Source organism: Polynucleobacter sp. 86C-FISCH (assembly GCF_018882415.1).
GTDB lineage: Bacteria > Pseudomonadota > Gammaproteobacteria > Burkholderiales > Burkholderiaceae > Polynucleobacter.
Genome location: NZ_JACVOL010000001.1, coordinates 1,437,216 through 1,463,404, shown reverse-complemented (window position 1 = coordinate 1,463,404; position 26,189 = coordinate 1,437,216). Strand labels below are relative to the sequence as shown.

Below are 26,189 nucleotides of genomic sequence, written 5' to 3'. Positions count from 1 at the left end.
AACATGCTTAGTCGTACCGCTGATTGTCTTTATTGGATGGCTCGCTATACCGAGCGCGCAGAGAATACCGCCCGCATGCTCGACGTAAATCATCAGACATCCCTACTTCCACAGCCTGCTGAGTTTTTAGAGCAAAGCTGGAAAAAATTGCTGACGATTTCTAAGTTAGAAGAAGCTTTTCTAAGTAAATATGATGTGATCAATCGCGAGAATGTGTTGGATTTCATGATTTATGAAACCAGCAACCCCTCCAGCATCGTCTCTTGCCTCTATGCCGCCCGAGAAAATGCACGCGTTATACGCGGCAAGATTACGTCCGAAGTATGGGAAACCCAGAACACTACATGGCTTGAACTACAGCGCATCCTAGAAGCGAGACATCAAGCTGACCCCAGCCGCCTTCTGGAGTGGGTTAAACATCGCTGCCATCTCTTTAGAGGCGTTCTCTATGGCACGATGCTTAAGAACGAGGCCTTCTACTTCATTAGCGTCGGAACGCTGCTGGAGCGTGCTGATAATACTGCCCGCATCTTAGAAACTAAATATGAAGATCAAGCAACGCTAAAGGTCCTTGGCGCTAAGAAATCCTCAGATGAAGGTACCGACGGGGAATTCTTTGATTTCTATCACTGGGCTGCACTGCTTCGTTCAGTCTCCGCATTTGAGATTTACCGTCAGATCTATTCAGACCAGGTAACGCCAAAACAAGTTGCCGAGCTACTGATCTTTAACAAACAAATGCCACGCTCTCTGGTGTGTTGCGTGAATGAACTCATTCCCCTTATTTCTGAGGTGAAGAATCAGCAATCCAAAGAAATTGAACGCTTACTCGGCAAACTTAAAGCAAGCATGGATTACTCCGATATCGATGAGGTTTTTGAGCAAGGCTTAGAGGAATATATTGAGTCTTTCTTGGAGCGCATTAATCATATTGCTGATGAATTTAGTAATGCATACCTCATCCCATTAGCGGTCGCTTAAGACTTCACCAGAGAATATATGCACCTAAAGATCCGTCACCGCACTGAATATCGCTATGAAATGCCTGTGCGTTACTCCATTCAGGAATTACGCCTGACTCCACCAGCCGTCGCAGGCCAGCAGATTGATAAATGGAAGATTAGCACTCCGATTAAGGCATCTAACTCCATAGATACTTTCGGGAACGTATGCAGCGTCTTTGTGCAAGAGACCCCCTATACCTCAATGATGCTTGAGGCTGAAGGCGAAGTTCATACACAGGATGCTTTTGAGTTCATTGATGATGCTAAATCAGTTTCCCCTTATTACCTTTTACAGCAAACCAATCTAACCGAGCCAACAGATGCTATGTTGGAGTATTTCTCATACAGCCTTCCAAATGAAAATTCTGTTGATCAAGTACTTAAACTCGCCGAGGCTGTTCAAGGTTTGATTGTGTATACCCCAGGACAGACTAACTTTGCCACCACTGCTGCACAATCTTTTGCCATGAAATCTGGCGTCTGCCAAGATCATGCTCATATTATGTTGAGCCTGTGTCGTGCCTCTGGAATACCGGCTCGCTATGTCAGCGGCTATTTCTTTGCAGAAGAATCTCCAAACCTTGCAAGCCATGCATGGATAGACTTTTGTAGCGACATTGAAAAAGGTATTTGGACAAGTGTTGATATCACCCATGCCTGCCTTATTGATTCACGTCACATCAGGCTAGCGGTGGGTCGCGACTACTACTCTGCAGCCCCTGTAAAAGGGGTGCGTACCGGAGGTGGAGGCGAAGAACTGAGTGCCAATATCTCCATTCAACAGCTGAGCTAGCCCATCTGGTTTTTAAGAGATAATCACCAGAAATAATGAAGAGGGTTAGAGAATGACGTACTGTGTTGGACTTTGCCTAAAAGATGGCCTTGTATTTTTGTCGGATACCCGCACTAATGCAGGCGTAGATCAAATCGGCACCTTCAGAAAAATGACCTTGTTCCAAGAAAAGGATCGTTTCTTCACCTTGATGAGTGCTGGCAACCTTGCCATTACCCAAGCCGTTAAAGAAATTCTATTACAGGGCCAACTCCTGAATGGGAAGAATCTTTGGACTGCTGAAAACACGCATGATGCCGCTGTTGTGGTTGGCGATGCTATTAAACAGGTGTACGAACGTGACCATAGGGCGCTGGAGAAAGCAGGAATCGACTTTAACTGCAATCTCATTTTTGGCGGACAAGTAAAAGGCGAAAGACCTCGCCTATTTAATATCTACTCAGCAGGTAACTTTATTGAAGCTACGCCAGAGACTTGCTACTTCCAGATTGGTGAATCCAAGTATGGCAAGCCAATTCTAGATAGAGTGTTGAACTTCAATACCTCATTGAATCTCGCAACCAAGTGCGCCTTGATCTCAATGGACTCCACTCTAAATAGTAATATTTCTGTAGGTCTGCCACTTGACTTACTCGTGTATGAAAAGAACTCCCTCAAAGCCAATAAGCTGGTTACGATGGATGAATCTAATCCCTACTTCCAGATGATTCATCAGCTTTGGGGTGAAAAACTGCGAGCAGCGTTTAACTCGATTTCAGAGCCAAGCTGGAGTGGTGCCAATAAGTCGAGCGCAATTTCAGCGCCGGCTAAAAAGATGGGTGCAGTTCCCGTTAATCGCCAGCCCGCAAAATCAAAAGCAAAGGTAGTAACTCCAGCTGCCAAGAAGTCAGTTAAGAAAACCAGCGTTAAGACAAAAGCAAAATAAATAGCTAAAACGCGCCTCTGCTTCACCAAACAAAAAGGCCTAGAACAATCTAGGCCTTTTGCTTTTTACGACTTCGCCAATTAGGCTTTTAAGTTCTTACCTAACATCTCCCAAGTAGCTACTACGCTATCTGGATTTAATGAGATGGAAGTGATGCCCTTCTCAACCAACCAACGCGCAAAGTCTGGGTGATCTGAGGGACCCTGACCGCAAATGCCAACGTACTTGTTTTGCTTACGACAAGCATCAATGGAGCGGGCAATCATGAACTCCACCGCTGGATCACGTTCATCAAAGTCGATTGCAAGCAACTCCATACCGGAGTCACGATCCAGGCCCAAAGTTAATTGAGTCATATCGTTTGAGCCGATAGAGAAGCCATCAAAGTATTCGAGGAACTGATCAGCCAAAATTGCATTGGAAGGAATCTCGCACATCATGATGAGGCGTAAGCCATTGACACCACGCTTGAGACCGAACTTCTCCATCATATCGATCACGCGCTTAGCCTGATTAATGGTGCGCACAAATGGAACCATGATCTCAACGTTATCTAGACCCATATCTTCACGAACGCGCTTCATTGCCGCGCACTCGAGAGCAAAAGCCTCGCCGAAATCTTCTGATACGTAACGTGATGCGCCGCGGAAACCTAACATTGGATTTTCTTCATCCGGCTCGTAACGTGATCCACCAATCAACTTCTTGTACTCGTTAGATTTGAAGTCTGATAAACGAACGATTACCGGCTTTGGATAGAAGGCAGCAGCAATAGTAGCCACACCTTCAACCAACTTATCTTCGTAGAACTGACGTGGGCTAGCGTAACCGCGGGCCACACTCTCAACTGCACGCTTGAGATCTGGGTCAATGTTTGGGTACTCCAATACTGCACGTGGATGCACGCCAATGTAGTTGTTAATAATGAACTCGAGACGAGCTAAGCCAACACCAGCATTCGGAATTTGACAGAAATCAAATGCCAATTGAGGGTTACCAATATTCATCGTGATCTTCACTGGAATCTCTGGCAATACACCGCGAGATACTTCAGTAACTTCGGTTTCGATCAAGCCATCATAAATATGACCTTCATCACCTTCAGCGCAAGAAACTGTCACCATCATGCCGTCTTGCAAATGCTCAGTAGCATCACCGCAACCAACTACCGCAGGCACACCTAATTCACGAGCAATAATCGCGGCGTGACAGGTACGGCCACCACGGTTAGTCACAATCGCAGAAGCACGCTTCATGACTGGCTCCCAGTTTGGATCCGTCATATCTGCAACTAATACGTCGCCAGGCTGAACACGATCCATCTCGCTTGGGTCACGAATAATGCGGACTGGACCAGCACCAATCTTTTGACCGATCGCACGGCCTTTTGCCAATACCTTTGATCTACCTTTTAACTTGTAGCGCATCTCTACTTGGCCTGCTGCCTGACTCTTCACTGTCTCAGGACGCGCTTGCAAAATATAAATGCGGCCATCTTGACCATCTTTACCCCACTCGATGTCCATTGGACGACCGTAGTGCTTCTCAATGATCACTGCATACTTAGCCAACTCGGTGATGTCCGCATCTTCCAATGAGAAACGATTACGCTTCTCAGGAGCCACATCTACTGTCTGCACTTTTTCTGCAGAGCCCTTAGGTGCAAACTGCATTTGAATCAACTTAGAACCTAAAGAGCGACGAATGATTGCTTTTTTGTCTTTGGCTAAAGTGGTTTTGAATACATAGAACTCATCTGGATTAACTGCGCCCTGAACCACTGTTTCACCTAAGCCATAGCTTGAGGTAATGAAAACTACATCTTCAAATCCAGATTCAGTATCCAATGTGAACATCACACCTGCAGCGCCCAGGTCAGAACGCACCATGCGCTGAATACCGGCAGATAAGGCTACTTCCGCGTGGGCAAAGCCCTTATGCACACGGTAGGAGATTGCACGATCGTTATAAAGCGAAGCAAATACTTCGCGAATCTTCTTGAGAACATCATCAATACCCTCGACGTTCAAGAAAGTTTCTTGTTGGCCCGCAAAAGAAGCATCGGGCAAGTCTTCAGCAGTAGCTGATGAACGCACTGCGAATGAGCCCTTACCAGAGTCATCCAACACAGCAAATGCCTTGCGAATCTCTTCGTCTAATTTTGGTTGAAATGGCGCTGTTTCGATCCAGTTACGAATCTCTGCACCAGCTTGTGCCAATGCGCGCACATCATCAATATTCAAACCTTCTAAACGCTGCTGAATACGCTCAGTCAGATTGTTATGTTGTAGAAAATCACGGAATGCCAATGCAGTGGTAGCAAAACCTGTTGGGACACGAACCCCAGTAGAAGCTAACTGAGAAATCATCTCCCCTAGTGAGGCATTCTTACCGCCAACGGATTCAACATCCGTCATGCGAAGTTGCTCAAAAGGCAAAACATAGGCATCAGCCATACTGCTATTTTGTTGCTGTTGGTTGGACATAAAATACTCTCTAAAGATAAGGAAACTGGTGTAGCAGCCACCTTATATGGGGCATGCTTTAATATGATTCTATTGTAGTGCTGACCCCGACTTTTAAGCTAAATCTATGTCTAACGAAACCCGCATTGTTTTTATCGTTTCTGACGGTACCGGCATTACCGCCGAGAACTTCAGCCAGTCGATTTTGGCTCAATTTGAGGCCACTTTTAAGCATATTCGAGTGCCATTCGTGGATTGCGTTGACAAAGCCCATGATGCCGTCAGCAGCATCAATCAGGTAGCCAGTAAATACGGCGTTCAGCCCATTGTTTTCACCACTTTGGTGAATTCTGAGCTCAATGCCATTGTTGGGAAGGCAAACGGCCTCATCCTAGATATGTTCCAGACTTTCGTGGCACCTCTGGAGGAAGCCCTCGGCATGAAATCCACCCATGCCATGAACCGACTACACCACAATGCGGACACCGAGGCTTATAAGAACCGTATAGAGGCGATTAACTACTCCTTAGCGCATGACGATGGCCAATCCAATCAAAACTTGGCTGAAGCCGATGTCATCCTGATTGGCATCTCCCGAGTTGGCAAAACTCCTACGAGCTTGTACCTTGCAATGCAATATGGGATGAAAGCAGCAAACTATCCTCTTATTCCAGAAGACTTTGAACGGGGACAACTGCCGAAGGATCTAGTACCTTACCGCCAGAAAATCTTTGGACTCATGATTGATGCAGAGCGCTTATCTGAGATTAGGAATGAACGCAGACCTGGTAGCAATTACGCCAAGCTTGAAAACTGTCGTTATGAAATTAACGAAGCAACAGCAATGATGAAAAAACAATCTATTCCATGGGTGCTTACAACTAGCAAATCCATTGAGGAAATTGCGACCACCGTTTTACAAGCAATTAAGTCTGATAAAACGATCTTAGGATAAACAGAGATCATCCAAGTATATAAGCCAGCCAAAGTAGATTTCCCATAAATAAAAAAGACCCACTAAGGGTCTTTTTTATTAGCGAACTTGCGTTCTCCAATTAAAGGCTACATACCAACCAAAATCACAGCAGAAGTTGCTGCAGAAGAATTTTGGGTGACTGTTGGTCCTGAAGGTGTCGGACTTGGCGCCGGAGTTGCGCTAGAGCTAGAAGAACCGCCCCCTCCCCCGCAAGCTGAAAGCACGCCAATTAATCCCAATATTAGAATTTTTTGAATTTTCATAAATTAGATCTTTTGGCAAACGCCTGTACTTGGCAAAGTTCCAGTGCCAAGATTGGCGGTAGCATACAGAAGAGTGTTTCCAGAATTAACTGGCATCAAAGTAGCGGTAGCACCACCGCCACCAGTCAACCGCATAGTGTAGGACCCAGTAATTGGCCCCGTAGCAACGGTAAAGGTGCCACTGATATTAGAAACGCTTTGACTTGCACCGGCCTGATTAAATCGATTGGTAACTGAACTGGTGCTTGCGTATGTTCTTGCATCAAAGTCTACATAAACCATTGAGTTCATAAATACCTCGCTGCCAGTATAAGGAGCCTGCACAGCCACAGCATTACTATTTTCTAAGCAACCATACTTACCGCTAAGACCGGATGTCTGCGCTCGCGAGTCGTTAATTTTCATTCCAAAGATTGCAACGCCACAAGTAAAAGCTAGTGCGCCAAAGATAAATTTTGATTTTTGAGAAATATGAGTCATTTGCTAACCTTTAAAGTAGTAAATTTTAATAAAGAATTAATATTTATAAGAATCTAGATCGAGTGTATACCAAGCAAACTTAATTATTGTAATTATTAGAATAGATGCTTTTTAGGTACGTCTTGCTCTAATGGTCTCAAATAAACAAACAGCTGCCGCTGTTGAGACGTTGAGTGACTCTACTCTAGGATCAATAGGGATAGATACACCCTTAGCCTGAGCAAGAATATCTTCAGACACTCCTTGGCCTTCACTACCCATCACCCAAGCAACTGGATGCAGCAGATCTTTCTTTAGAGAGTACAAGTCATGTTCCGCATCGGCTGTAGTGGCCAATAATTGCGCGGTTACAGCGCTCAATACCTGCTGGTTAGACCAACCTTCATATAAATCTAGTAATTTGTGAGCGCCCATTCCGGCACGCAATACCTTGGCAGACCATAGATGGGCGCAACCAGACAATGCAATCACTTGTGTAAATCCAGCTGCAGCTGCAGTACGCAAAATTGACCCTACGTTTCCGGCGTCTTGCACGCGATCCAATATCACTACATCACCTTCTAAGGTTGCAATTGACTGTGGTGAAGTAATCGTTGATTTAGGAAGGTTTAATAGACCAGCAATATGAGGTGCGTTTACTAAATCCGATAGAAGATCCCAGAGTGCACTATCCAACTGAAATACCTTGGTCTCAGGACAAATCTCGAGATGTTCGTAGACGGCCTGTGAGATCTCTGTATTTTTTAAGCCCACTTCTGAAGTTAGAAGGGTTGTTAAAGAGGGATCACCCACCCAAGTTTGGACAAGATGAATACCTTCCAATAATGCTTGGCCGCTTGCTAACCTAGCCTTTTGCCCCTTCGAGCCTGTGGCTTGCAGGTTGCGAACCTCCTTAAATAAAGGATTCTCTTTGGAGGTAATGAGATCAAAGTTCATGGCTTATTCATAACTTAGTTTTCAATCGATTCAAGCACTTTACGTACCGGAGAAAAACTTCTTCTATGTTGATCGCATGCGCCATATTGCTTGAGCGCTGCAAAATGAGCCTCTGTTGGATACCCCATATGCTGTGCAAAGCCATATTCTGGGTGACGTTCATGTAGAGACATCATCTGACGATCACGCGTTACTTTTGCCACAATTGAAGCTGCGGATATAGCCGGCTCTTTAGCATCACCCTTCACAATTGCTTCTGCAGCAATTGGCAACTCCGGGCAACGATTTCCATCGATCAATGCTTTGTCAGGCCAGGCGCCTAAGCGGGTGGTGAGGTCTTCAATCGCCCGACGCATCGCAAGCATAGTGGCTTGCAGAATATTGATCTGATCAATCTCTAGCGGGCTGGCTTCACCAACACCCCAGGCCTTTGCCTTTTCCATAATTTGCTCATAGAGATATTCACGACGAGCAGCAGTTAATTTCTTGGAGTCTTTTAATCCTTCAATCGGATTATTGGGATCAAGCACTACAGCGCCAGCCACTACTGCACCTACTAATGGTCCACGCCCCGCCTCATCAACACCGCAGACCCAAATCAGACTCATGCGCTTACTTGCTTATTGCGATTATTGGCAATCGTTTGCGCCACTGCTTGCGCGACCAATAGGCCTGTGGGTCGACGCAGTGTTTCATGCATTTGTGCAAAGCGCTCTTTTAGCTCGGCCACTTTTACCGGATGCTCCAGCCACTCCTGCAGGGCATTAGCCAATTTCTCTGGAGTGGCATCATCTTGCAAGAGCTCGGGAACAACAAACTCTCCGCAAAGGATATTTGGTAAGCCTACGTAGGGTAAATAACCCTGACGCTTCATGATTTGTGCGGTTAACCAAGGTACCTTATAAGAAATCACCATCGGCTTTTTCCATAAGGCTGCTTGTAATGTGGCCGTACCACTGGCAATTAACACTACGTCAGAAGCTTCTAATACTTCATCGGCCATGCCGTCGAGCAAATCAACCTGAATATCTGGGTTGGCATTTTTTGCCTTGAGCAAAAGCTGCTCAAGAGGCTCGCGCAAACGTGGTGTCGCCACCGGAATTAAAAAGTGAAGTTTTTGACCTTTCAATCTCTTGGCCAATAACTGCATAGTTTCAAAAAAGACTGGTGCAATAAGTTCAATCTCGGATCCACGACTACCAGGGAGCACTGCAATGACTAAGCCTTCAAGAGAAGATTTTTGAAGCTTCAAGTGATGACTGATTTTTTCTCTTGCTAGCTGGATATTGGGCTCAAGCGGAATCTCGCTAGCTAATGGATGCCCTACATAAGTCGAGGCTACGCCTGCCTTATCATAGATTTCGGTCTCGAATGGGAAGATGCAGAGCATGCGCTCAACAGCTTGTGAAATCTTCTTAATACGCCCTGCTCGCCATGCCCAAATCGAAGGTGAAACTAAATGCAAAGTCGGAATGCCTACCTTGCGCAACTGCAATTCAACGCCTAAGTTGAAGTCGGGGGCATCTATTCCCAAATAAACATCGGGGCGCCCTTCATGCAGGAGATTTTGAATAAGTTCTTTGCGCAACTTCAGAATAGCCGGAAGTTGTTTGATAGCCTCAACATAGCCACGCACACTCAAAGTTTCCATGGGCCAATCAGATCGCATGCCTTCAGATTGCATGCGAGGACCGCCAATGCCGTACACCTCAAGACCGGACATATCCGGTATTTGATTTAGCGCACTAAGTACTGGCGCCGCTAATAGATCGCCAGAAGGTTCGCCAGCTACACAAGCTAACTTTGGCAAAGTAATTCCGTTACCGAATAATGCCGCGAGTAGAGGCGGCAATAAAATCGTGGAACTGAGCAAGCTTCTCGGCAGTTGCAGGATCACCCACAGAAGCAACTACCATCTTCTGAATTTCTACTTTAGCCTCTTCAAAACTCAGGCCATCTTTATAGAGAACCTTATAAGCTTGGCGCAACGCAGAAATTGTTTCGCTTGAGAATCCGCGACGCTTTAAACCTTCTACGTTAATTCCATGAGGGGAGGCCTTATCTCCAGCAGCAATCACAAACGGAGGAATATCTTGCACTAAAGCGGATGCGCCACCCAACATAGCATGTTGACCAATACGAACAAATTGATGAACGCCAGACATACCACCCATAATTGCCCAGTCATTTACTTGCACATGGCCAGCGACTTGGGCATTACTTGAGAAGATCGTGTGATTACCAACCTGACAATCATGAGCAATATGCACATAAGCCATGATCCAATTGTCATTACCAATACGAGTAATACCTTCATCCTGTGATGTACCGGTATGAATCGTCGTGAACTCACGAACAGTGTTGCGATCACCAATAATGAGTTGGGTTGGCTCACCACGGTATTTCATATCCTGTGGAGGACCGCCAATAGCAGCAAAGTGTGCAAAGTTATTTTCTTTGCCAATGGTTGTATAGCCCTCAATCACAGTATGTGAGCCAACTTTGGTTCCAGCACCAATCTTGACGTTAGGTCCGATTACGGAATAAGGACCTACTTCAACATCGCTAGCTAGCTCAGCCTTGCTGTCCACTACAGCAGATGCATGAATCCGAGTCATTACGCGCCTTTCGTACGTACCGCACAAGTGATATTTGCTTCTGCAGCAATCTCTCCATCTACAGTTGCCTTAACTGCAAACTTGTAAATACCAGCACGGCCCCGCTCTAATGTAGCAGTCATGATCAGCTGATCGCCAGGCAGTACAGGCTTTTTAAAGCGCGCACCGTCAATACCTGCAAAGTAGTAAATCGCATCCTCAGCACGCTCTTCAGAGAAAGTCAGCAATGCTGCAGTTTGAGCCAAGGCTTCAATAATCAACACCCCAGGCATCACCGGAAAATCAGGGAAATGACCTTGGAAAAAAGGTTCATTCATGGTGACATTTTTTAATGCAGTAATGCTTTCACGCGGGGAGATTTCTAGAACGCGATCGACCAATAAGAATGGATAGCGATGCGGAAGCAATTTAAGAATCTTGTTAATGTCGATTGCGATTGGTGTGCTCATAAATGACCCGCTGAAAAGTAAATATTAATTTTTGATTTATAGAATCTCAAGACTCTGAAGATTTGTTCTTATCCAGTAAGCGCAAGCGCTGACGTATTTTATCTAGGCCACGCAAAATAGCAGCGTTTTTCTCCCATGCGCCGTGGAGCATTGATGGGTATACGCCCGTGAAATGCTGACCAGGCTCTGTAATGGAGCGAATAATCGAAGTATTGCCAGAAACCGTTGTTCTATCTGCAATCGTCAAATGACCTGCAAAGTTAGCAGCGCCGCCAATGATGCAGAAATTACCTATCTTGGTACTGCCAGAGATTGCTGCACAACCCGCTATTACGCAACATGCGCCCACGATGACGTTATGCGCTATTTGCACCTGGTTATCTATCTTGGTACCAGCGCCAATTACCGTATCACTCATTGCACCACGATCAATCGTGGTTGATGCGCCGATCTCCACGTCATTACCAATGACAACACGTCCTGTCTGCGGGATCTTGACCCACTCTCCGCCCTTGGCAGAAAAATCAGGAGCAAAACCAAAACCATCGGCACCAATCACTGCACCACTATGAATAATGCAGCGCTCGCCAATTTGAGTGCCGTAATAAATTGATGCAGATGGATAGATCAATGTGTCGCTTGCAATAACGCTATCTTTAGCAACGCTAGTGTTTCCAAGTATAGAAACGCGCTCACCAAGTTTTACACCTGCAGCTATTTGCACAAATGGCCCAATATGGCATGAAGGTGGGACAGTGGCGGTTGGATCAATTACTGCGCTAGGATGAACTCCAGGCTCGTATTTTGGGCCGCTTGCTTTAGCAAAGTGTTGCGCCATTCTTGCAAAAGTAGCATATGGATTTTTGGCAACGAAATACACACGCTTCGCTGAATTGAGACTGGGATTTGCCTGCAAAAATTCAAGATCTGACTGACTAACAATCAACGCTCCAGCAACACTTTCACTAGCCTGCTGGCGATAGAGCGGATTTGATAAAAAGGATATTTGGTCGGACTGCGCTCGCTCCAATGGAGCGAGGCCCGTAAATGCGTGGGAAGCCTCCCCCACCAAGCTTGCTTGAAACTGTTCGGCCAGCTCAATGGCAGTAGGCATAAAACTTACTTCTGGCTATTTAAAGCCTTGATAACGTCATCGGTCACATCAGCCTTAGGGCTGACATAAGCTGCTTCTTGAACAATGACATCAATTTTTCTTTGTTCAGCAATTTGCTTTAATACTGCATTTGCTTTTTCTGCAATCTTTGCACGCTCTTCAAAAGTACGCTGATTGAGATCTTCGGTGAACTCACGTTGCTTGCGCTGCAATTCGCGATCTTGATCAGCCAACTCACGCTGACGACGAATACGTTCTGCTTCATTCATAACAGCAGCATCACGGTCTAGCTTTTCAGCAGCAGACTTAATTTTTTGAGCGCTGTCACGCAAATCATTCTGACGCTTTGTAAACTCATTCTGCAACCGAGTCTGCATTGCTTTAGCGAGATTGGACTCGTTAAATACTTTCTCAGAGTTCACAACTGCAACACGCGTACCGACGTCTTGAGCAAACACTTGAGGGGCAGCTATTGCTGTTACACCAGCAATAATGCCTACTTGAATCCATTTTGAAGGTTGATAGAACTTCATAAACTTTCCTTAAACAATTAAAACGCTGTACCCACTTGGAACTGTAAACGCTGGATATTGTCCGTTGGTTGCGACTTATACGGAATACCGTAGCTGAACTTCAAAGGTCCAAGCGGTGATATCCATGATAAACCCAATCCATAGGAGTATCTCAGAACTAAATTAATGTTTTCGCCGAAAGCATTACCACCGTCAACAAAGGTAAAGACACGTAAAGTTTTATCGGTACCAGAACCAGGAACCGGCACCGTGTACTCAAGATTGGAAACAATTTTAGACTGACCGCCCGTAGGCAAAATTTGGCCATAAATATTCTGGTAAGTTGGTCCAAGAGAACCTGGCGCATAACCGCGAACAGAACCAATACCACCAACATAGTAGTTTTTAGTGATTGGGAATGGGTGATTGCCATAACCCTGTCCATAACCCACCTCACCATTAAAGGACAAAATATTGGCTTTGGAGAAGGAGTGATACTTTTGATATTGCCCAAATATTCGATAAAAGGTCATATTCCCAGCAGGAGTTCCCGCCTCTGCGGATAGTTGTTCCAGAGAGCCTGAGGAAGGAATGAGCGAACTATCACGACCATCTCGCGACCAACCTACAGTTACAGGGACGTTGTATGTATTTAGTGTTGCAGGATATCCAGGCGCTGCGATGCCATAACTTTCCGCATAACTCAAATAAGGCTGGGGAGTATTTATAGTTGTTTTAACCTGAAATGCCTCCAGACCAGTACCAAAAAATACACGGTCCACTTCAGTGTATGGGACGCCAAACTTAATATTTGAACCTACAGTCTTAATTTGATAGTCAGGATCACCAACATAGTACAAGGGCTTAGATGAGCGATAGTACAGATCGGTATATCGACTAATGCCATCCTCTGTGAAATATGGGTCGTAGTTAGATAGGGTTAAGCTTTGATTGATCTTACCCAAAGCCATATTCAAACCAACTGCAGTACCGGTACCAAAGGCGTTGTCCTGATTAATACCCGCAGAGAGAATAAGCTTCTCTGTTGAAGAGAAACCAGCTCCAAGAGTCACAGCGCCAGTTGGCTTTTCCTTAACCTTTACATTGACATCAACTTGATCGGGAGATCCAGGAACATCCTCAGTAGTGACATCAGTCTCGGTGAAGTAGCCCAAACGACCTAAGCGTTTTTTGGATAGATCAATCTTGTCACTATCAAACCAAGAGCTTTCAAACTGGCGCATCTCGCGACGAATAACCAAATCGCGAGTTTTAGCATTACCAGTAATTGCCACCTGACGGACATAGATGCGACGCCCAGGATCCACCACCAAGGTGAGATCCACTTCAGCAACATCACGCCTGATATCTGGCTGTGGATTAATCGTCGCAAAGGCATAACCATAGGAGCCCAGGACTTCGGCAATTGCCTTGGTACTCTCAGTAAGCTTTGCAGATGAGAATGTGTCCCCAGGCTTCAAAACAATCAACTGCATTAATTCCGCTTCTTTACCTAGCGTCTCTCCTGCTAAGCGAACATCTTTAACGGTGAATTTTTTTCCCTCACGAATACTAATGGTGAGGTAAACACCCTTCTTATCAGGAGTAATCGATACCTGAGTGGATTCAATCACAAATTCGAGGTAACCACGGTTAAGGTAGTAGGAGCGAATAGTCTCCAAGTCAGCAGTTAATTTTTGCTTGGAATAGAGATTGTCTTTGCTATACCAAGATAACCAACCGCCTGTTTTTAACTGCATCTCACTTTTTAAAGTGCCTTCACTAAACGCTTCATTGCCGATGATATTAATTTCTTGGATTTTGGCAACAGGACCTTCGTCTATGTTGAAGTAAATAGCCACCTGATTGCGCTCAACTGGAGTAACTGTAGCTACAATCTCAGCCGCGTACAGACCTTTACCAACATATTGGCGCTTTAACTCTTGTTCGGCCTTATCGATCAGAGCCTTGTCATAAAAGCGGGCTTCAGCTACGCCAACCGTTTTTAATGATTTACGCACAACCTCTGGGTCAAACTCTTTCATTCCAGTAAATTCAATACGAGAAATTGTTGGGCGCTCCTCAACAATCACGATCAGAACGCTACCTTGCGCTTGGATCTGTACGTCTCTAAAAAAGCCAGTGCCATAGAGGGCTTTGATTGATTCGGCACCCTTCTCATCTGTAAAGGTATCGCCGACTTGAACGGGTAAATAACTAAATACTGTGCCAGGCTCTACACGCTGAAGACCTTCGACTCGAATATCTTTCACCACAAAAGAATCGGCCGCTGAAACATTCAAACTCAACCCGAGCGCAGAAAGAACCAAGACGCGAGCAATGAAACGGGCAAAAATACGGAAAGATAATGTCAGAGAATTCAAGGCGAAATATAGCGTTGTAAATCGTTAAACAATGCCAGCAATGACATAGAAATCAGCAAAATAAAGCCCAGTTTTTGAAACTGCTCCTGCATTGATATCGAAATCCGCTTACCGGCGACCAACTCCCATGCATCATACAGTAGCTGACCCCCATCAAGCATCGGAAAAGGGAGCAAATTCAGCAAACCAATGCTAATACTCATAAGCGCTAAAAATGCTAAAAATGGTTGCCACCCCACCTGAGCTGTCTTACCTGCCATATCCGCAATACTGAGAGGTCCGCCCAGTTGCTTTAAGGAGGTACTTCCAGTAAATAAACCAGCCATTAACCTTGTGGAGACCTTGGTGATAACCCATACCCTCTGCGAAGCAAATATGACTGCATCTAGAGGGCCCAATCTGAGCTCCTGCCACTTATCTAGTGGGCTGGGCGCAGGCAGCAAGCCCAGAGCCATCATTGGATCCTTTTCAGGGCTGATTTTCGGCAAATCTGTGGCATTAAAGGCTTTTACATGGCGAGCGCCCGACGGAGTTTGGAGCTCAAGTGCAAAACCATCCTCCCCAGTAATGGCATCCATCAGATTCCAGCGCAAAGCATTCCAGCTGGCAACAGGCTCAAATTCACCAAAAAGGGGCACGCTACCGGCTTGGGAGCCCAAATCCTGCCACCCAACCACCCTATCACCCTCGGCAACCCCCAGTTTGGCTGCTACCGAGCTTTCGGGGGGAGCCTGCAGTACAGCCGGTAATTGCGGTGCGCCAGCTAGATAAATACAGGCAAACAAAATGATTGCCAAGAAAAAATTGGCAAAGGGGCCGGCCGCTACAACCAAAGAACGTTGCCAAAGGGGCTTTTTATCAAAAGCCTGGCACTCGTCCGCTGGTGAAATCACTTGCTGACGATCTCTACCGTCCAATAATTTCACATAACCACCCAATGGAATTGAGGCCAACACCCACTCGGTTTTATTTTTTGCATGGTAGGTGTAAATCGGCTTACCAAAGCCAATCGCAAAGCGAAGTACTCGAACACCACAACAGCGAGCCGCTAAAAAATGTCCAAACTCATGAAAGCTAACCAGTACGCCCAGCGTTAACAAAAAAGCGGCGAGAGTAATCAATGCTTGCAAAGAATTTCCTTCACCACTACTTTTGCCGCTTCACGTGCTCGCGCATCAATACTTAAGATCAGTTCAAGAGAGTTCGCGCTGGATGCAGGAATAGCATTTAACACGCTCTCAACAACAGTTGGAATTTGCAAGTATGGCAATCCTTCATCTAAAAAAGCAGCTACAGCAATTTCATTGGCAGCATTGAGAACGGCTGGAGCAGTACCGCCTACTTTGGCAGCAGCAAACGCCAATGAAAGACAAGGAAAGCGCGCTAATTCGGGTTCAGCAAAACTCAAGGATGCCAGTTTCGTCAAACTCAGCGGCGCCACCCCTGCATCAATACGCTCTGGCCATGCCAAGCCATAAGCAATAGGAGTGCGCATATCCGGCTGACCTAATTGAGCCAACACGGAACCATCACGGTAACGAACCATCGAATGCACTACGCTTTGCGGATGAATCAATACTTTGATCTTTTCTAATGGCAAACCAAATAGCCAAAACGCCTCGATGACTTCAAGGCCTTTATTCATCATCGTTGCAGAATCAACAGAAATTTTTCTACCCATCACCCAGTTTGGGTGCGCACATGCTTGCTCAGGAGTAATACTAGCGAGCTGATCCAGCGGTGTATTTCTGAATGGTCCGCCTGAAGCGGTTAACCAAAGCTCCTCAACTCCATGGCGAGGATTTGACTCTTTAGAAAATTGTTCTGGCAGGCATTGAAAGATGGCATTGTGCTCACTATCAATTGGCAGCAGTGCACCGCCACCCTCTTTCATAGCGTGCATAAACAAATCGCCAGACATAACCAAAGCTTCTTTGTTTGCCAGCAACACTCTTTTGCCAGCCTTTGCTGCAGCTAATGCAGGAACCAATCCAGCGGCACCCACAATCGCAGCCATCACGGTATCGCAATGAGAATCGGTAACAGCACTAACCAGAGCTTCTGGCCCATATAAAACTTGTGTATTGATTTTTTTCTCAAGCAGAAGCTTACTCAAACGAGCGGCACCATCAGCGTCAGAAACAACTGCGATAGCAGGCTTGAATTCTGCGCATTGCTGAGCAAGCAAATCGACTTGTTTGGCTGCAGTAAGCGCAACTACATTAAAACGATCTGGATGTGCTCGGATCACATCGAGCGTATTGACGCCGATAGATCCCGTTGAACCCAGAATGGCAACCTGCTTTACTGACATCAGATAAACCCTGCTAAGAGCGCTGCGATCGGCATCGTCGGTATCAAGGCATCTACGCGATCCAACACTCCGCCATGACCAGGCAATAAATGACTGGAGTCCTTAACCCCTGCCAAACGTTTGAGTTGAGACTCAAATAAATCGCCAAAAATACTGAAGGCCGTTAATACTGTCACCATCAAGAACATTGGAATCCAGCCAAAGCGAATTGCCCATGCGCCGAATAAAGTAGATTCAAAAGATAAATAGTAGATACATGCAAATGCGTAAACATAGCAAAGTATTAAGCCACCAATTGCACCCTCAATTGATTTGCCTGGGCTAATTTGTACCGCAAGCTTACGTTTACCAAAGGCTTTTCCCACAAAGTAGGCGCCGACATCCGCAACCCAAACCAAAGCCATCGTGCTCAGCAAAAAGATCAGGCCTAGCTCCCGTAAAAACACTAACGCAAACCAAGTAGCCGGAAGCAATATGAGTCCAAGCACAACATAAAAGGGTCGCAACTTTTGCAAGGAAAGATTCATTCCTTTGGCCAATATGAATGGCGCAATAAAGAACCAAAATAGAACCGCAAGCAGTAATAAAGCAAACTGCCATGAGGCGTTTTGCATACCAAGCAAAAACAGAATAATAGCCAAGCAAAATAAAGCATATAGCCAAGCTGCACGCCCCGCCTCAGGAGCAAGCAAACGACTCCACTCCCAGGCAGCAGCTAACAAGGCCACTAAAAAGAAGCCGCCAATATAAATTGGTGGCAGTAGAAACAAGATAGGCAGAAGTACCGCCAATAAGACAAGGGCGGTAATAACTCTGGTTTTTAACATGGGAATGAGCTTAGTAATGAACTACATCAAACTGCATCGCTCATCGCTTGCGATGCAAGCTGAGCACTGGTACGACCAAAACGGCGCTCGCGCTGACTAAACCAGTCAAACGCTTTGTGCAATTCTTTCTCATCAAAATCAGGCCACAAGATATCCGTGAAATATAACTCGGTATAAGCTAGTTGCCATAACAAGAAGTTACTGACACGTTGTTCGCCACCAGTACGAATGAATAAATCTGGCTCTGGCGCGTAAGCCATCGAAAGATGTGGCTGAAGCAACTCTTCAGTAACCTGTTCTGGTTTTAAATTAGGGTTTGCCGAAAGACATTGACGCATTGCCTGCAAGATATCCCAGCGACCACCATAGTTTGCGGCAATCGTAAAAGTGAGACCCTTACACCCAGCAGTCTTTTTTTCAGAAAAATCCACCATCTCTTGAATGGCGTTATCAAAACGACTCAAGTCACCAATTAATCGCAGAGCAATATCGTTTTCAGCAAGGCGAGACACCTCACCCTTGAGAGACTTTAAAAATAGCTTCATCAAGAAACCCACCTCTTCAGGTGGGCGGCGCCAGTTCTCAGAGCTGAATGCAAATACGGTTAGATACTCAACACCAAGCTTGCGACACTCTTGAACAATTCTGCGAACAGCACCTAAACCCTCGGAGTGTCCTGCAACGCGAGGCATCATACGCTTACTGGCCCAGCGCCCGTTACCATCCATGATGATTGCAACATGGCGAGGTACAGCACTAACCTCTGGAATAGCTAAAGTTGAACTGGAGTGTTGAGTCATTAGAAGCTGAAGTTCAATCGGGTCTTTAAACCGTCATGATCTCTTTTTCTTTTTCAGCAATGATCTTGTCAATATCGACCACTGCTTTGTCTGTCATCTTCTGAATATCATCAGTAGCCCGACGCTCGTCATCCTCAGAAATTTCTTTGTCTTTGGTTAAACGCTTGAGATGCTCATTCGCATCACGACGTAAATTGCGTACAGCAATCTTAGTATCTTCGCCTTCGCTCTTTACAACCTTTGTTAACTCACGACGACGCTCTTCGGTCAAAGCAGGCATTGGAACACGAATTACCGTGCCTTGAGATGCTGGATTTAGACCTAAATCAGAATCGCGAATTGCCTTCTCGATTGCTGCGACCATCGTCTTTTCAAATGGCTGAACGTTGATTGTGCGTGCATCAGCCAGACCCAAGCTGGCAACCTGACTTAATGGAGTTGGATTGCCGTAGTAATCCACATGAATGTGCTCCAGAATTCCTGGATTAGCGCGGCCAGAGCGAATCTTGGCTAAATTGGTTTTCAAAGCCTCAAGAGACTTTTCCATCTTTTGATTGGTGGTGGTTTTAATTTCTGCTGCAGACATCAGGCCTCCTATTAAACGTGCACCAAAGTACCTTCAGGCTCACCTTGCACTACACGCATTAATGCGCCCGGCTTGAGAATTGAAAATACTTTGATTGGTAATTTACGATCGCGACACAGCGCAAATGCAGTTGCATCCATCACTTGTAGATTCTTAATTAACGCTTCATCAAACGTAATGGTTTTATATAAAGTAGCTGTTGGATCTTTTACTGGATCAGCGCTATAGATGCCGTCTACCTTGGTGGCCTTGAGCATAACCTCAACACCCATCTCAGCCCCACGCAGTGCGGCAGCCGTGTCAGTGGTAAAGAATGGATTGCCAGTACCAGCAGCAAAGATCACAACCTTGCCTTCGCCCATTGCACGAATTGCACGAGGGCGAATGTAAGGCTCTACTACCTGATCCATACGAAGAGCAGATTGCACGCGTGCCTCAACACCTTTTTGACGCAAGGCATCTTGGAGCGCTAATGAATTCATCATGGTTGCCAACATACCCATGTAATCGGCAGTTGCGCGATCCATGCCTGCAGCACCGCCAGCAACACCGCGGAAAATGTTGCCGCCGCCAATGACAATCGCTAGCTGTACTCCGCTATTCACAACCTCGGCGATTTCTTTGACCATGGAATCAATGGTGACTGGATTGATGCCGAAAGCATCGTCACCCATAAGGGCTTCACCAGATAGTTTTAGGAGGACTCGTTTGTAGGCTGGCATGTTTTCTATTTTCCGTAATTTGCCAAGTAATTAACTTACTTAGCTTATTGATCTTTAAGCACTTTTTAATATCTCCGCCAAATTATAAAGGGCTTGGTAGGGATCAAAGAAAAGGGCACAGAAACTAAGGTTTCCATGCCCTTTTGGGTATTACCAACCGGCTGGGGCAAGCCCCAAACCAGCTAATTAAGCAGTTGCTTTAGAGGCGGCAGCTACTTGTGCAGCAACTTCAGCTGCAAAGTCGTCTTGACGCTTCTCAATGCCCTCGCCTACAACAAACATGGTGAAACCCTTGATTGTTGTATTTGCAGCCTTGAGCATTTGCTCAACAGTTTGCTTGTCGTTTTTAACGAAAGTCTGGTTCAACAAAGAAACCTCTTTGAGGTACTTCTGAATAGAACCTTCAACCATCTTTTCAACGATTTCTGGTGGTTTGCCAGATTCAGCAGCTTTTTGAACAGCAACGCTACGCTCAACAGCAATTGCTTCAGCAGGAACGTCAGCCATAGACAAAGCTACTGGCTTCATTGCAGCAATATGCATCGCAACGTCTTTAGCGGCAGTGTCGTCGCCTTCAAACTCGACCACTACACCGATACGTGTACCGTGGAGGTAAGAAACCAACTTGTTGCTACCAGCGAAACGCTTGAAACGACGTGGCATGATGTTCTCGCCGATCTTACCGATCAATGCGCTACGAACTTCATCAACAGTTTGACCATTCATTGGCAATGCCAACAAAGCAGCAACGTCAGCTGGGTTCTTTTCAGCAACCAACTTCACGCACGCATCTGTGAATGCCAAGAAGTCATCGTTCTTAGAAACGAAATCTGTTTCGCAGTTCACTTCTAACAATGCACCAGTAGTGCCATTGATAGAAGCAGCAACGATACCTTCAGCAGTTACACGAGAAGCTGCTTTGCCAGCTTTGCTACCAAGCTTTACACGCAGAATTTCTTCTGCACGAGCCATATCACCATCAGCCTCAGTCAAAGCTTTTTTGCACTCCATCATCGGAGCATCAGTTTTGGCGCGTAATTCGCCAACCATTGCAGCGGTAATAGCGGCCATTATTCAGCGTTCCCTTCTTCAACAAACTCTTCTTCACCTTCTTTAACTGCTGTCAAGATTTCTTGAACAGAGTTAGCTTTGCCTTCGAGGATTGCGTCAGCAATGCCACGTGCATAGAGGGTTACAGCTTTGCTTGAGTCATCGTTACCAGGGATGATGTAATCAACACCTTCTGGTGAGTGGTTGGTATCCACAACAGCGATTACTGGAATACCAAGCTTGTTAGCTTCAGTAATAGCAATCTTGTGATAGCCAACGTCCACTACGAAAATCGCATCAGGAACGCCGTTCAAATCTTTGATACCGCCAAGCGCTTTTTGCAATTTGTCGAGATCACGGTCGTTAGTCAAAGCCTCTTTCTTAGAAAGCTTTTCCCAGTCGCCAGCTTCTTTAGCAACTTCCATATCTTTCAAACGCTTGAGGGAACCTTTAACAGTTTTGAAGTTAGTGAGCGTACCGCCCAACCAACGGCTGTCGATGTAAGGCATACCAGCACGAGCAGCTTCTTCAGCAATGATCTCGCGTGATTGACGCTTAGTACCAACAAATAAAATCGTGCCACGGTTAGCAGCAACTTGTTTTGCAAATTTCAGGGCGTCCTGAAACATTGGCAATGTTTTTTCCAAGTTGATGATGTGGATTTTGTTGCGATGACCGAAAATAAATGGGGCCATCTTTGGGGACCAGAAGCGAGTTTGGTGACCAAAATGGCAACCGGCTTCCAGCATTTGACGCATAGTTACTGACATAACTTCTCCTAAGGGTTGGTTCTAAAGTTGAGTCCTAGCTGCGCTAAAAAAACGCCACCCTGGAAGGCTCAACTCGCGATTTCAAGTCCAAAATAGACCTGAGACCCAAATTATAGCTTAAATATCAATGCTCTAGCTACCTTTACGCCCAGGTAGAACATGAGGCTTGACCTCAAAATGGCCTCCAGATGTCCTAAAAATGGGATATTTGCCTAATTTTTAGGCAATTTGAGCAAACCAAAACTCTCCAAGTCGTTGATAATCAAGGGATGAATAGTGTATTTACCGCAGAAAAAGACATCCAAGGGATGCGCGAAGCTGGCCGCTTAGCCAGCGAGGTTCTGGATCATGTGGCACCCCACGTCAAAGCCGGGGTTACAACAGGAGAGCTGGATCGGATTTGCCATGAATACATGCGCGATGTCCAAAAGACCATTCCCGCTCCGCTGAACTATCAACCACCTGGATACCCTCCTTTTCCAGCATCAATTTGCACCTCAGTAAACGATGTGATCTGCCACGGCATTCCTGGCGACAAAGTTTTGAAGACTGGTGACGTAGTAAATCTGGACATCACCGTTATTACGCCTGATGGTTATTACGGCGATACCAGCCGCATGTTCATGGTGGGTGAAGTTTCTGTCATGGCAAAACGTCTCACACAAATTACTTTTGAATGCATGTGGCTTGGTATTGCTCAAGTTAAACCAGGCGCATCACTAGGTGACATTGGTCACGTGATTCAGACGCATGCTGAGAAAGCTGGCTACTCAGTAGTACGAGAATATTGCGGACATGGCATTGGTAAAGTATTTCATCAAGACCCACAAATTCTTCACTATGGCAAACCAGGAACTGGTGAAAAGTTGGAGGCTGGAATGACTTTCACAATTGAGCCGATGATTAATGCCGGCAAAAGAGATATTCGCACCATGCCTGACCAGTGGACTGTCAAAACAAAAGATCGCAGCCTGTCAGCACAATGGGAACATACCTTGCTAGTAACTCAGACTGGTGTTGAGGTATTGACATGGTCGGAAGGCAGCAACCCACCACCTGATTGCGTTAAAGGCTTATCTTTTAGACCCGCTTTAGCAAGCGCATAAATTCATGAGCAAGCTTCAGGCAGCAAGCAAAATCACTGATGCAGCTAGCCTGCGTGCCGCTCGCGAAGTTGCTTACGACGAGTTTAGAAAAACACAAGCGGTAGGTAAGTTAACTAAACAACTTACTAAGATGAGCGATCAAATACTCGCCCATCTTTGGAATAACAGTGGCTTAAAAAACGAAGCCGCTTTAATAGCTGTTGGTGGCTATGGAAGAAATGCTTTATTCCCATCCTCTGATATCGACATCCTCATTCTTTTGCCGGAAGATGAAAAGCAGGCAATCGCCCTATCAAAGCAAGTTGAGCAATTTATTGCTAGTTGCTGGGATGTGGGTTTAGAGATAGGCTCCTCGGTCCGTAATATCGCTGAATGTATTTCAGAATCTGATCAAGATGTCACGGTACGTACCTCACTTTTAGAAGCACGCTTCCTTTGCGGCAAGAAAGCTTTATTCAAAGACTTTGCAAAAGCCTTTGAAGCAGCTATGGATCCAAAGGCTTTTTTCCAAGCCAAGCAAGCAGAACAAATTCAGCGTCACTACAAATATCAGAACACCCCTTACTCTCTAGAGCCAAATTGCAAAGAGAGTCCCGGCGGCTTGCGTGATTTGCAAGTGATCTCTTGGGTGAGTAAAGCCGCGCTATTGGGCGATACCTTTAAGGATCTACACGAGGCCGGCCTTGTCACGCAACGCGAACTGACTGAACTCAATCGCAATCAACGATTTTTAGAAACCTTACGTGCCAACCTCCACCTCCTAGCAAAACGTAGGCAAGATGTTCTGGCTTTTGATTTACAGGCCCCTTTAGCAGCGTCCATGGGCATCAAAGAAGAATCCCCAAGGGTTGCTAGTGAAGCAATCATGCGCCGCTACTATTGGGCTGCTAAAGCAGTAACCCAATTGAACGATGTTCTACTGCAGAACATTGAAGCCATTCTTTTCCCGCAGGAATCTAAAACCACTCACCCTATTCCAGGTGAAGGTAATGAATACTTTATTGAGCGCCAAGGAGTATTGGATATTACGGATCCGGAGCTCTTTCAAAAACATCCAGAGCAAATTCTGAGAACCTTCTTAGTATTTGCCCAAACATCTAATGTAAAGAGCTTATCGGCAACCATCTTCAGAGCGCTCTACAACGCCAGAACTAAGATGGATAGCAAATGGCGCAAAGACCCGATTAATCGCGCGCTTTTTATGGAGATCTTGAAGCAGCCTGAAGGTGTAAGCCGTGCTTTCCACCTGATGAATCGCAGCAGCGTACTAGGGCGTTACCTTCCAGCCTTCAGAAAGATTGTTGGGCAGATGCAGCATGACCTGTTCCATATATACACAGTCGATCAACACATCCTGATGGTGCTACGCAATGTGCGCCGCTTCATGGTGGTTGAACACACTCATGAGTTCCCTTTCTGCAGCAGTCTCATTGCTCACTTTGAGAAACCTTGGTTGCTCGTTATTGCAGCACTCTTTCATGATATTGCCAAAGGGCGTGGGGGCGACCATTCGCAACTAGGAAAAGCAGATACACGCAAGTTCGCTAAAGAACATGGCCTGGATAAAAAAGATACTGAGCTTTTAGTATGGTTGGTAGCTGAACATCTCAATATGAGCCAAACAGCTCAGAAGCAAGACATCACCGATCCTGATGTCGTGAAAGCATTTGCTAAAAAGATGGGTGATGAGCGTCATCTCACTGCACTCTACTTACTCACCGTTGCCGATGTTCGAGGTACTAGCCCGAAAGTCTGGAATGCCTGGAAAGGCAAACTCCTTGAAGACCTGTATCGCGCAACCCTAAGAGTATTAGGTGGAGCTAAGCCGGATGCCTCCTCAGAATTAGCGCAACACCAAGAAGAATCCAAAGCGAAGTTGCGTCTCTATGGCATTAACGATGATGCTTATGAAGACCTATGGAAGCAATTGGACGTTGCCTTCTTCTTAAGACAAGATTCTTCTGATATTGCTTGGCTTACACGCCATCTATTTAATAAAGTAAATAGTGAGCAGCCAATTGTCAGAGCCAGGTTATCTCCAATTGGCGAAGGGCTGCAAGTAGCTGTCTACGTAAAAGATCAAGAAGATCTGTTTGCCAGAATCTGTGCGTACTTCGAGAGACACGGCTTCTCCATTTGGGATGCACGTATTCATACGACGCGTCATGGCTATGCCTTAGATAGCTTCCAAATCTCTGGTAGTAACTTAGTGGATGAAGGTGGCAGTTATCGTGACATTATTCAGCTAGTAGAGTTTGAACTTACTGCTGCGCTAACGAATAGCGAGCCATTACCAACCCCAAGCATGGGTCGCCTCTCAAGACAATCTCGCACATTTCCAATTCAGCCACGCGTTCACATGGTTCCGGATGATCGCGGTAGATACTACACGCTGGCACTATCAGCAAGTGACCGCACCGGACTGCTCTACACCATATCTCGAGTATTAGCGAAGCATCAGGTATCAATCCACACAGCACGTATTAATACTCTTGGCGAGCGAGTGGAAGACGTACTGCTTCTTGATGCTGCTAACTTGGGTAAGAATCCCAAGCTACAGATTCAGCTTGAGACAGAGTTACTAGAGGCGTTAGGGGCTTAACCCAATTTAGCCAAGGCTCGCTGGATTCGAATGCTTTCGATATCACCGAAAGCAAACCACTTGCATTCAATATCCTCTGCTGATTGTTCTTGTCGCACGACTCGCAAACAATAAAGCAAATCAATATGTAAATGAGCGCCCTCGCCCTTTTTAGGATTTTCAGGGATCTCGTGAATATCAATATCAATCGGATCTTGACTGTCAGAGTCCAGTTCGCAGACGTAGCCAGTTTCTTCGTAAACCTCTCTAATTGCAGCCGCAATCGGAGAGTCGCCTTCATCAATATGGCCACCAGGCTGGAACCAGCGCTTGATATAAGGATGAAAAATTAGTAAAGCCTTACCATCCTTAACTACTAAACCGCTAGCTGTAATATGACCCTGGATGGTTGCGCGAGAAAATGGGTTTGATGATTCCAGAATGGCATCGCACTGGCTTTGATACTCCGTTTTTTTCGCCTCATCGGCAATACAATCAAAAATACTCATGTAGT

At 45.8% G+C, this 26,189-nt stretch carries 26 protein-coding genes; 6 read left to right on the top strand and 20 right to left on the bottom strand.

Going from position 1 to position 26,189, the window contains the following annotated elements; all coding sequences use genetic code 11:
- Positions 1-3: 3 nt before the first annotated feature.
- The 3 genes from ICN10_RS07405 to ICN10_RS07395 are packed head-to-tail and all read left to right on the top strand — an operon-like array spanning position 4 to position 2,722.
- Positions 4-981: an alpha-E domain-containing protein gene (locus ICN10_RS07405; RefSeq protein WP_216214217.1), complete on the top strand. Its 978-nt coding sequence runs from the start codon at positions 4-6 to the stop codon at positions 979-981.
- Between the two features lie 18 nt (positions 982-999).
- Positions 1,000-1,797, top strand: a complete 798-nt coding sequence (locus ICN10_RS07400; protein ID WP_216214215.1) for a transglutaminase family protein — start codon at positions 1,000-1,002, stop codon at positions 1,795-1,797.
- 52 nt (positions 1,798-1,849) lie between these two features.
- Positions 1,850-2,722, top strand: a complete 873-nt coding sequence (locus ICN10_RS07395; protein ID WP_216214213.1) for a peptidase — start codon at positions 1,850-1,852, stop codon at positions 2,720-2,722.
- Between the two features lie 80 nt (positions 2,723-2,802).
- Here the strand turns inward: ICN10_RS07395 and ppsA are convergent, their stop codons facing one another.
- Complete coding sequence (ppsA, locus tag ICN10_RS07390) at positions 2,803-5,208, bottom strand: phosphoenolpyruvate synthase (RefSeq protein ID WP_255536834.1); 2,406 nt, start codon at positions 5,206-5,208, stop codon at positions 2,803-2,805.
- Positions 5,209-5,314: 106 nt separating this feature from the next.
- Between ppsA and ICN10_RS07385 the strand changes: the two genes are divergently transcribed.
- Complete coding sequence (locus ICN10_RS07385) at positions 5,315-6,142, top strand: pyruvate, water dikinase regulatory protein (RefSeq protein WP_216214211.1); 828 nt, start codon at positions 5,315-5,317, stop codon at positions 6,140-6,142.
- Between the two features lie 107 nt (positions 6,143-6,249).
- Here the strand turns inward: ICN10_RS07385 and ICN10_RS07380 are convergent, their stop codons facing one another.
- The 18 genes from ICN10_RS07380 to rpsB form a co-directional block, all read right to left on the bottom strand.
- The gene (locus tag ICN10_RS07380; RefSeq protein WP_216214209.1) at positions 6,250-6,426 is read right to left on the bottom strand and encodes a hypothetical protein; all 177 of its coding nucleotides are present in this window, start codon (positions 6,424-6,426) and stop codon (positions 6,250-6,252) included.
- A gap of 3 nt (positions 6,427-6,429) precedes the next feature.
- Complete coding sequence (locus tag ICN10_RS07375) at positions 6,430-6,906, bottom strand: hypothetical protein (RefSeq protein ID WP_216214203.1); 477 nt, start codon at positions 6,904-6,906, stop codon at positions 6,430-6,432.
- A 111-nt stretch (positions 6,907-7,017) separates the two neighbouring features.
- The gene (locus tag ICN10_RS07370; protein ID WP_216214202.1) at positions 7,018-7,842 is read right to left on the bottom strand and encodes an RNA methyltransferase; all 825 of its coding nucleotides are present in this window, start codon (positions 7,840-7,842) and stop codon (positions 7,018-7,020) included.
- A gap of 14 nt (positions 7,843-7,856) precedes the next feature.
- Complete coding sequence (gene rnhB / locus ICN10_RS07365) at positions 7,857-8,450, bottom strand: ribonuclease HII (RefSeq protein WP_216214201.1); 594 nt, start codon at positions 8,448-8,450, stop codon at positions 7,857-7,859.
- A complete protein-coding gene (gene lpxB / locus ICN10_RS07360) occupies positions 8,447-9,652 on the bottom strand; it encodes a lipid-A-disaccharide synthase (RefSeq protein ID WP_216215263.1) in 1,206 nt (401 codons plus the stop codon). The genes rnhB and lpxB overlap by 4 nt, the downstream gene beginning before the upstream one ends.
- 10 nt (positions 9,653-9,662) lie before the next feature.
- Entirely contained in the window at positions 9,663-10,460 is a 798-nt protein-coding gene (gene lpxA / locus ICN10_RS07355) for an acyl-ACP--UDP-N-acetylglucosamine O-acyltransferase (RefSeq protein WP_216214200.1), read from the bottom strand.
- Positions 10,460-10,909, bottom strand: coding sequence for a 3-hydroxyacyl-ACP dehydratase FabZ (gene fabZ, locus ICN10_RS07350; RefSeq protein WP_068322521.1), 450 nt, complete (start codon positions 10,907-10,909; stop codon positions 10,460-10,462). The genes lpxA and fabZ overlap by 1 nt, the downstream gene beginning before the upstream one ends.
- Positions 10,910-10,955: 46 nt before the next feature.
- Positions 10,956-12,023, bottom strand: coding sequence for a UDP-3-O-(3-hydroxymyristoyl)glucosamine N-acyltransferase (lpxD, locus tag ICN10_RS07345; protein ID WP_216214199.1), 1,068 nt, complete (start codon positions 12,021-12,023; stop codon positions 10,956-10,958).
- A gap of 5 nt (positions 12,024-12,028) precedes the next feature.
- On the bottom strand, positions 12,029-12,556 hold the full coding sequence (locus ICN10_RS07340; protein ID WP_216214195.1) for an OmpH family outer membrane protein: 528 nt from the start codon (positions 12,554-12,556) through the stop codon (positions 12,029-12,031).
- Positions 12,557-12,573: 17 nt separating this feature from the next.
- Positions 12,574-14,919, bottom strand: a complete 2,346-nt coding sequence (bamA, locus tag ICN10_RS07335; RefSeq protein WP_255536833.1) for an outer membrane protein assembly factor BamA — start codon at positions 14,917-14,919, stop codon at positions 12,574-12,576.
- Positions 14,916-16,049, bottom strand: coding sequence for an RIP metalloprotease (locus ICN10_RS07330; protein ID WP_216214193.1), 1,134 nt, complete (start codon positions 16,047-16,049; stop codon positions 14,916-14,918). The genes bamA and ICN10_RS07330 overlap by 4 nt, the downstream gene beginning before the upstream one ends.
- Entirely contained in the window at positions 16,037-17,233 is a 1,197-nt protein-coding gene (ispC, locus tag ICN10_RS07325) for a 1-deoxy-D-xylulose-5-phosphate reductoisomerase (protein WP_216214192.1), read from the bottom strand. The genes ICN10_RS07330 and ispC overlap by 13 nt, the downstream gene beginning before the upstream one ends.
- Positions 17,233-18,060, bottom strand: a complete 828-nt coding sequence (locus tag ICN10_RS07320) for a phosphatidate cytidylyltransferase (RefSeq protein WP_216214181.1) — start codon at positions 18,058-18,060, stop codon at positions 17,233-17,235. The genes ispC and ICN10_RS07320 overlap by 1 nt, the downstream gene beginning before the upstream one ends.
- Before the next feature lie 26 nt (positions 18,061-18,086).
- Entirely contained in the window at positions 18,087-18,860 is a 774-nt protein-coding gene (locus ICN10_RS07315) for an isoprenyl transferase (protein WP_216214179.1), read from the bottom strand.
- A gap of 25 nt (positions 18,861-18,885) precedes the next feature.
- Positions 18,886-19,446: a ribosome recycling factor gene (gene frr, locus ICN10_RS07310; RefSeq protein WP_216187785.1), complete on the bottom strand. Its 561-nt coding sequence runs from the start codon at positions 19,444-19,446 to the stop codon at positions 18,886-18,888.
- 11 nt (positions 19,447-19,457) lie between these two features.
- Positions 19,458-20,168, bottom strand: a complete 711-nt coding sequence (pyrH, locus tag ICN10_RS07305; protein ID WP_068322494.1) for a UMP kinase — start codon at positions 20,166-20,168, stop codon at positions 19,458-19,460.
- A gap of 186 nt (positions 20,169-20,354) precedes the next feature.
- Complete coding sequence (gene tsf / locus ICN10_RS07300) at positions 20,355-21,239, bottom strand: translation elongation factor Ts (RefSeq protein ID WP_216214177.1); 885 nt, start codon at positions 21,237-21,239, stop codon at positions 20,355-20,357.
- Positions 21,239-21,988 (bottom strand): 30S ribosomal protein S2, encoded by a 750-nt coding sequence (rpsB, locus tag ICN10_RS07295; protein ID WP_068322489.1) that lies wholly within the window; start codon positions 21,986-21,988, stop codon positions 21,239-21,241. Before rpsB ends, tsf begins: the two co-directional genes overlap by 1 nt.
- Positions 21,989-22,203: 215 nt before the next feature.
- Here rpsB and map point away from each other — a divergent pair, with 215 nt between their 5' ends.
- Positions 22,204-23,094, top strand: a complete 891-nt coding sequence (map, locus tag ICN10_RS07290; RefSeq protein WP_370626220.1) for a type I methionyl aminopeptidase — start codon at positions 22,204-22,206, stop codon at positions 23,092-23,094.
- A 4-nt stretch (positions 23,095-23,098) separates the two neighbouring features.
- Positions 23,099-25,696 carry a [protein-PII] uridylyltransferase gene (locus tag ICN10_RS07285; protein ID WP_216214173.1) on the top strand — a complete coding sequence of 866 codons (2,598 nt, stop codon included), beginning with the start codon at positions 23,099-23,101 and terminating at the stop codon, positions 25,694-25,696.
- Here the strand turns inward: ICN10_RS07285 and ICN10_RS07280 are convergent.
- On the bottom strand, positions 25,693-26,184 hold the full coding sequence (locus ICN10_RS07280; protein WP_216214170.1) for an NUDIX hydrolase: 492 nt from the start codon (positions 26,182-26,184) through the stop codon (positions 25,693-25,695). The two genes, ICN10_RS07285 and ICN10_RS07280, sit on opposite strands and share 4 nt — an antisense overlap.
- Between the last annotated feature and the right edge of the window lie 5 nt (positions 26,185-26,189).

Coding starts and splice junctions, on each gene's coding strand:
- ICN10_RS07405 (WP_216214217.1), top strand. CDS start 4: ATGCTTAGTCGTACCGCTGATTGTCTTTATTGGATGGCTCGCTATACC.
- ICN10_RS07400 (WP_216214215.1), top strand. CDS start 1,000: ATGCACCTAAAGATCCGTCACCGCACTGAATATCGCTATGAAATGCCT.
- ICN10_RS07395 (WP_216214213.1), top strand. CDS start 1,850: ATGACGTACTGTGTTGGACTTTGCCTAAAAGATGGCCTTGTATTTTTG.
- ppsA (WP_255536834.1), bottom strand. CDS start 5,208: ATGTCCAACCAACAGCAACAAAATAGCAGTATGGCTGATGCCTATGTT.
- ICN10_RS07385 (WP_216214211.1), top strand. CDS start 5,315: ATGTCTAACGAAACCCGCATTGTTTTTATCGTTTCTGACGGTACCGGC.
- ICN10_RS07380 (WP_216214209.1), bottom strand. CDS start 6,426: ATGAAAATTCAAAAAATTCTAATATTGGGATTAATTGGCGTGCTTTCA.
- ICN10_RS07375 (WP_216214203.1), bottom strand. CDS start 6,906: ATGACTCATATTTCTCAAAAATCAAAATTTATCTTTGGCGCACTAGCT.
- ICN10_RS07370 (WP_216214202.1), bottom strand. CDS start 7,842: ATGAACTTTGATCTCATTACCTCCAAAGAGAATCCTTTATTTAAGGAG.
- rnhB (WP_216214201.1), bottom strand. CDS start 8,450: ATGAGTCTGATTTGGGTCTGCGGTGTTGATGAGGCGGGGCGTGGACCA.
- lpxA (WP_216214200.1), bottom strand. CDS start 10,460: ATGACTCGGATTCATGCATCTGCTGTAGTGGACAGCAAGGCTGAGCTA.
- fabZ (WP_068322521.1), bottom strand. CDS start 10,909: ATGAGCACACCAATCGCAATCGACATTAACAAGATTCTTAAATTGCTT.
- lpxD (WP_216214199.1), bottom strand. CDS start 12,023: ATGCCTACTGCCATTGAGCTGGCCGAACAGTTTCAAGCAAGCTTGGTG.
- ICN10_RS07340 (WP_216214195.1), bottom strand. CDS start 12,556: ATGAAGTTCTATCAACCTTCAAAATGGATTCAAGTAGGCATTATTGCT.
- ispC (WP_216214192.1), bottom strand. CDS start 17,233: ATGTCAGTAAAGCAGGTTGCCATTCTGGGTTCAACGGGATCTATCGGC.
- ICN10_RS07320 (WP_216214181.1), bottom strand. CDS start 18,060: ATGTTAAAAACCAGAGTTATTACCGCCCTTGTCTTATTGGCGGTACTT.
- ICN10_RS07315 (WP_216214179.1), bottom strand. CDS start 18,860: ATGACTCAACACTCCAGTTCAACTTTAGCTATTCCAGAGGTTAGTGCT.
- frr (WP_216187785.1), bottom strand. CDS start 19,446: ATGTCTGCAGCAGAAATTAAAACCACCACCAATCAAAAGATGGAAAAG.
- pyrH (WP_068322494.1), bottom strand. CDS start 20,168: ATGCCAGCCTACAAACGAGTCCTCCTAAAACTATCTGGTGAAGCCCTT.
- tsf (WP_216214177.1), bottom strand. CDS start 21,239: ATGGCCGCTATTACCGCTGCAATGGTTGGCGAATTACGCGCCAAAACT.
- rpsB (WP_068322489.1), bottom strand. CDS start 21,988: ATGTCAGTAACTATGCGTCAAATGCTGGAAGCCGGTTGCCATTTTGGT.
- ICN10_RS07285 (WP_216214173.1), top strand. CDS start 23,099: ATGAGCAAGCTTCAGGCAGCAAGCAAAATCACTGATGCAGCTAGCCTG.
- ICN10_RS07280 (WP_216214170.1), bottom strand. CDS start 26,184: ATGAGTATTTTTGATTGTATTGCCGATGAGGCGAAAAAAACGGAGTAT.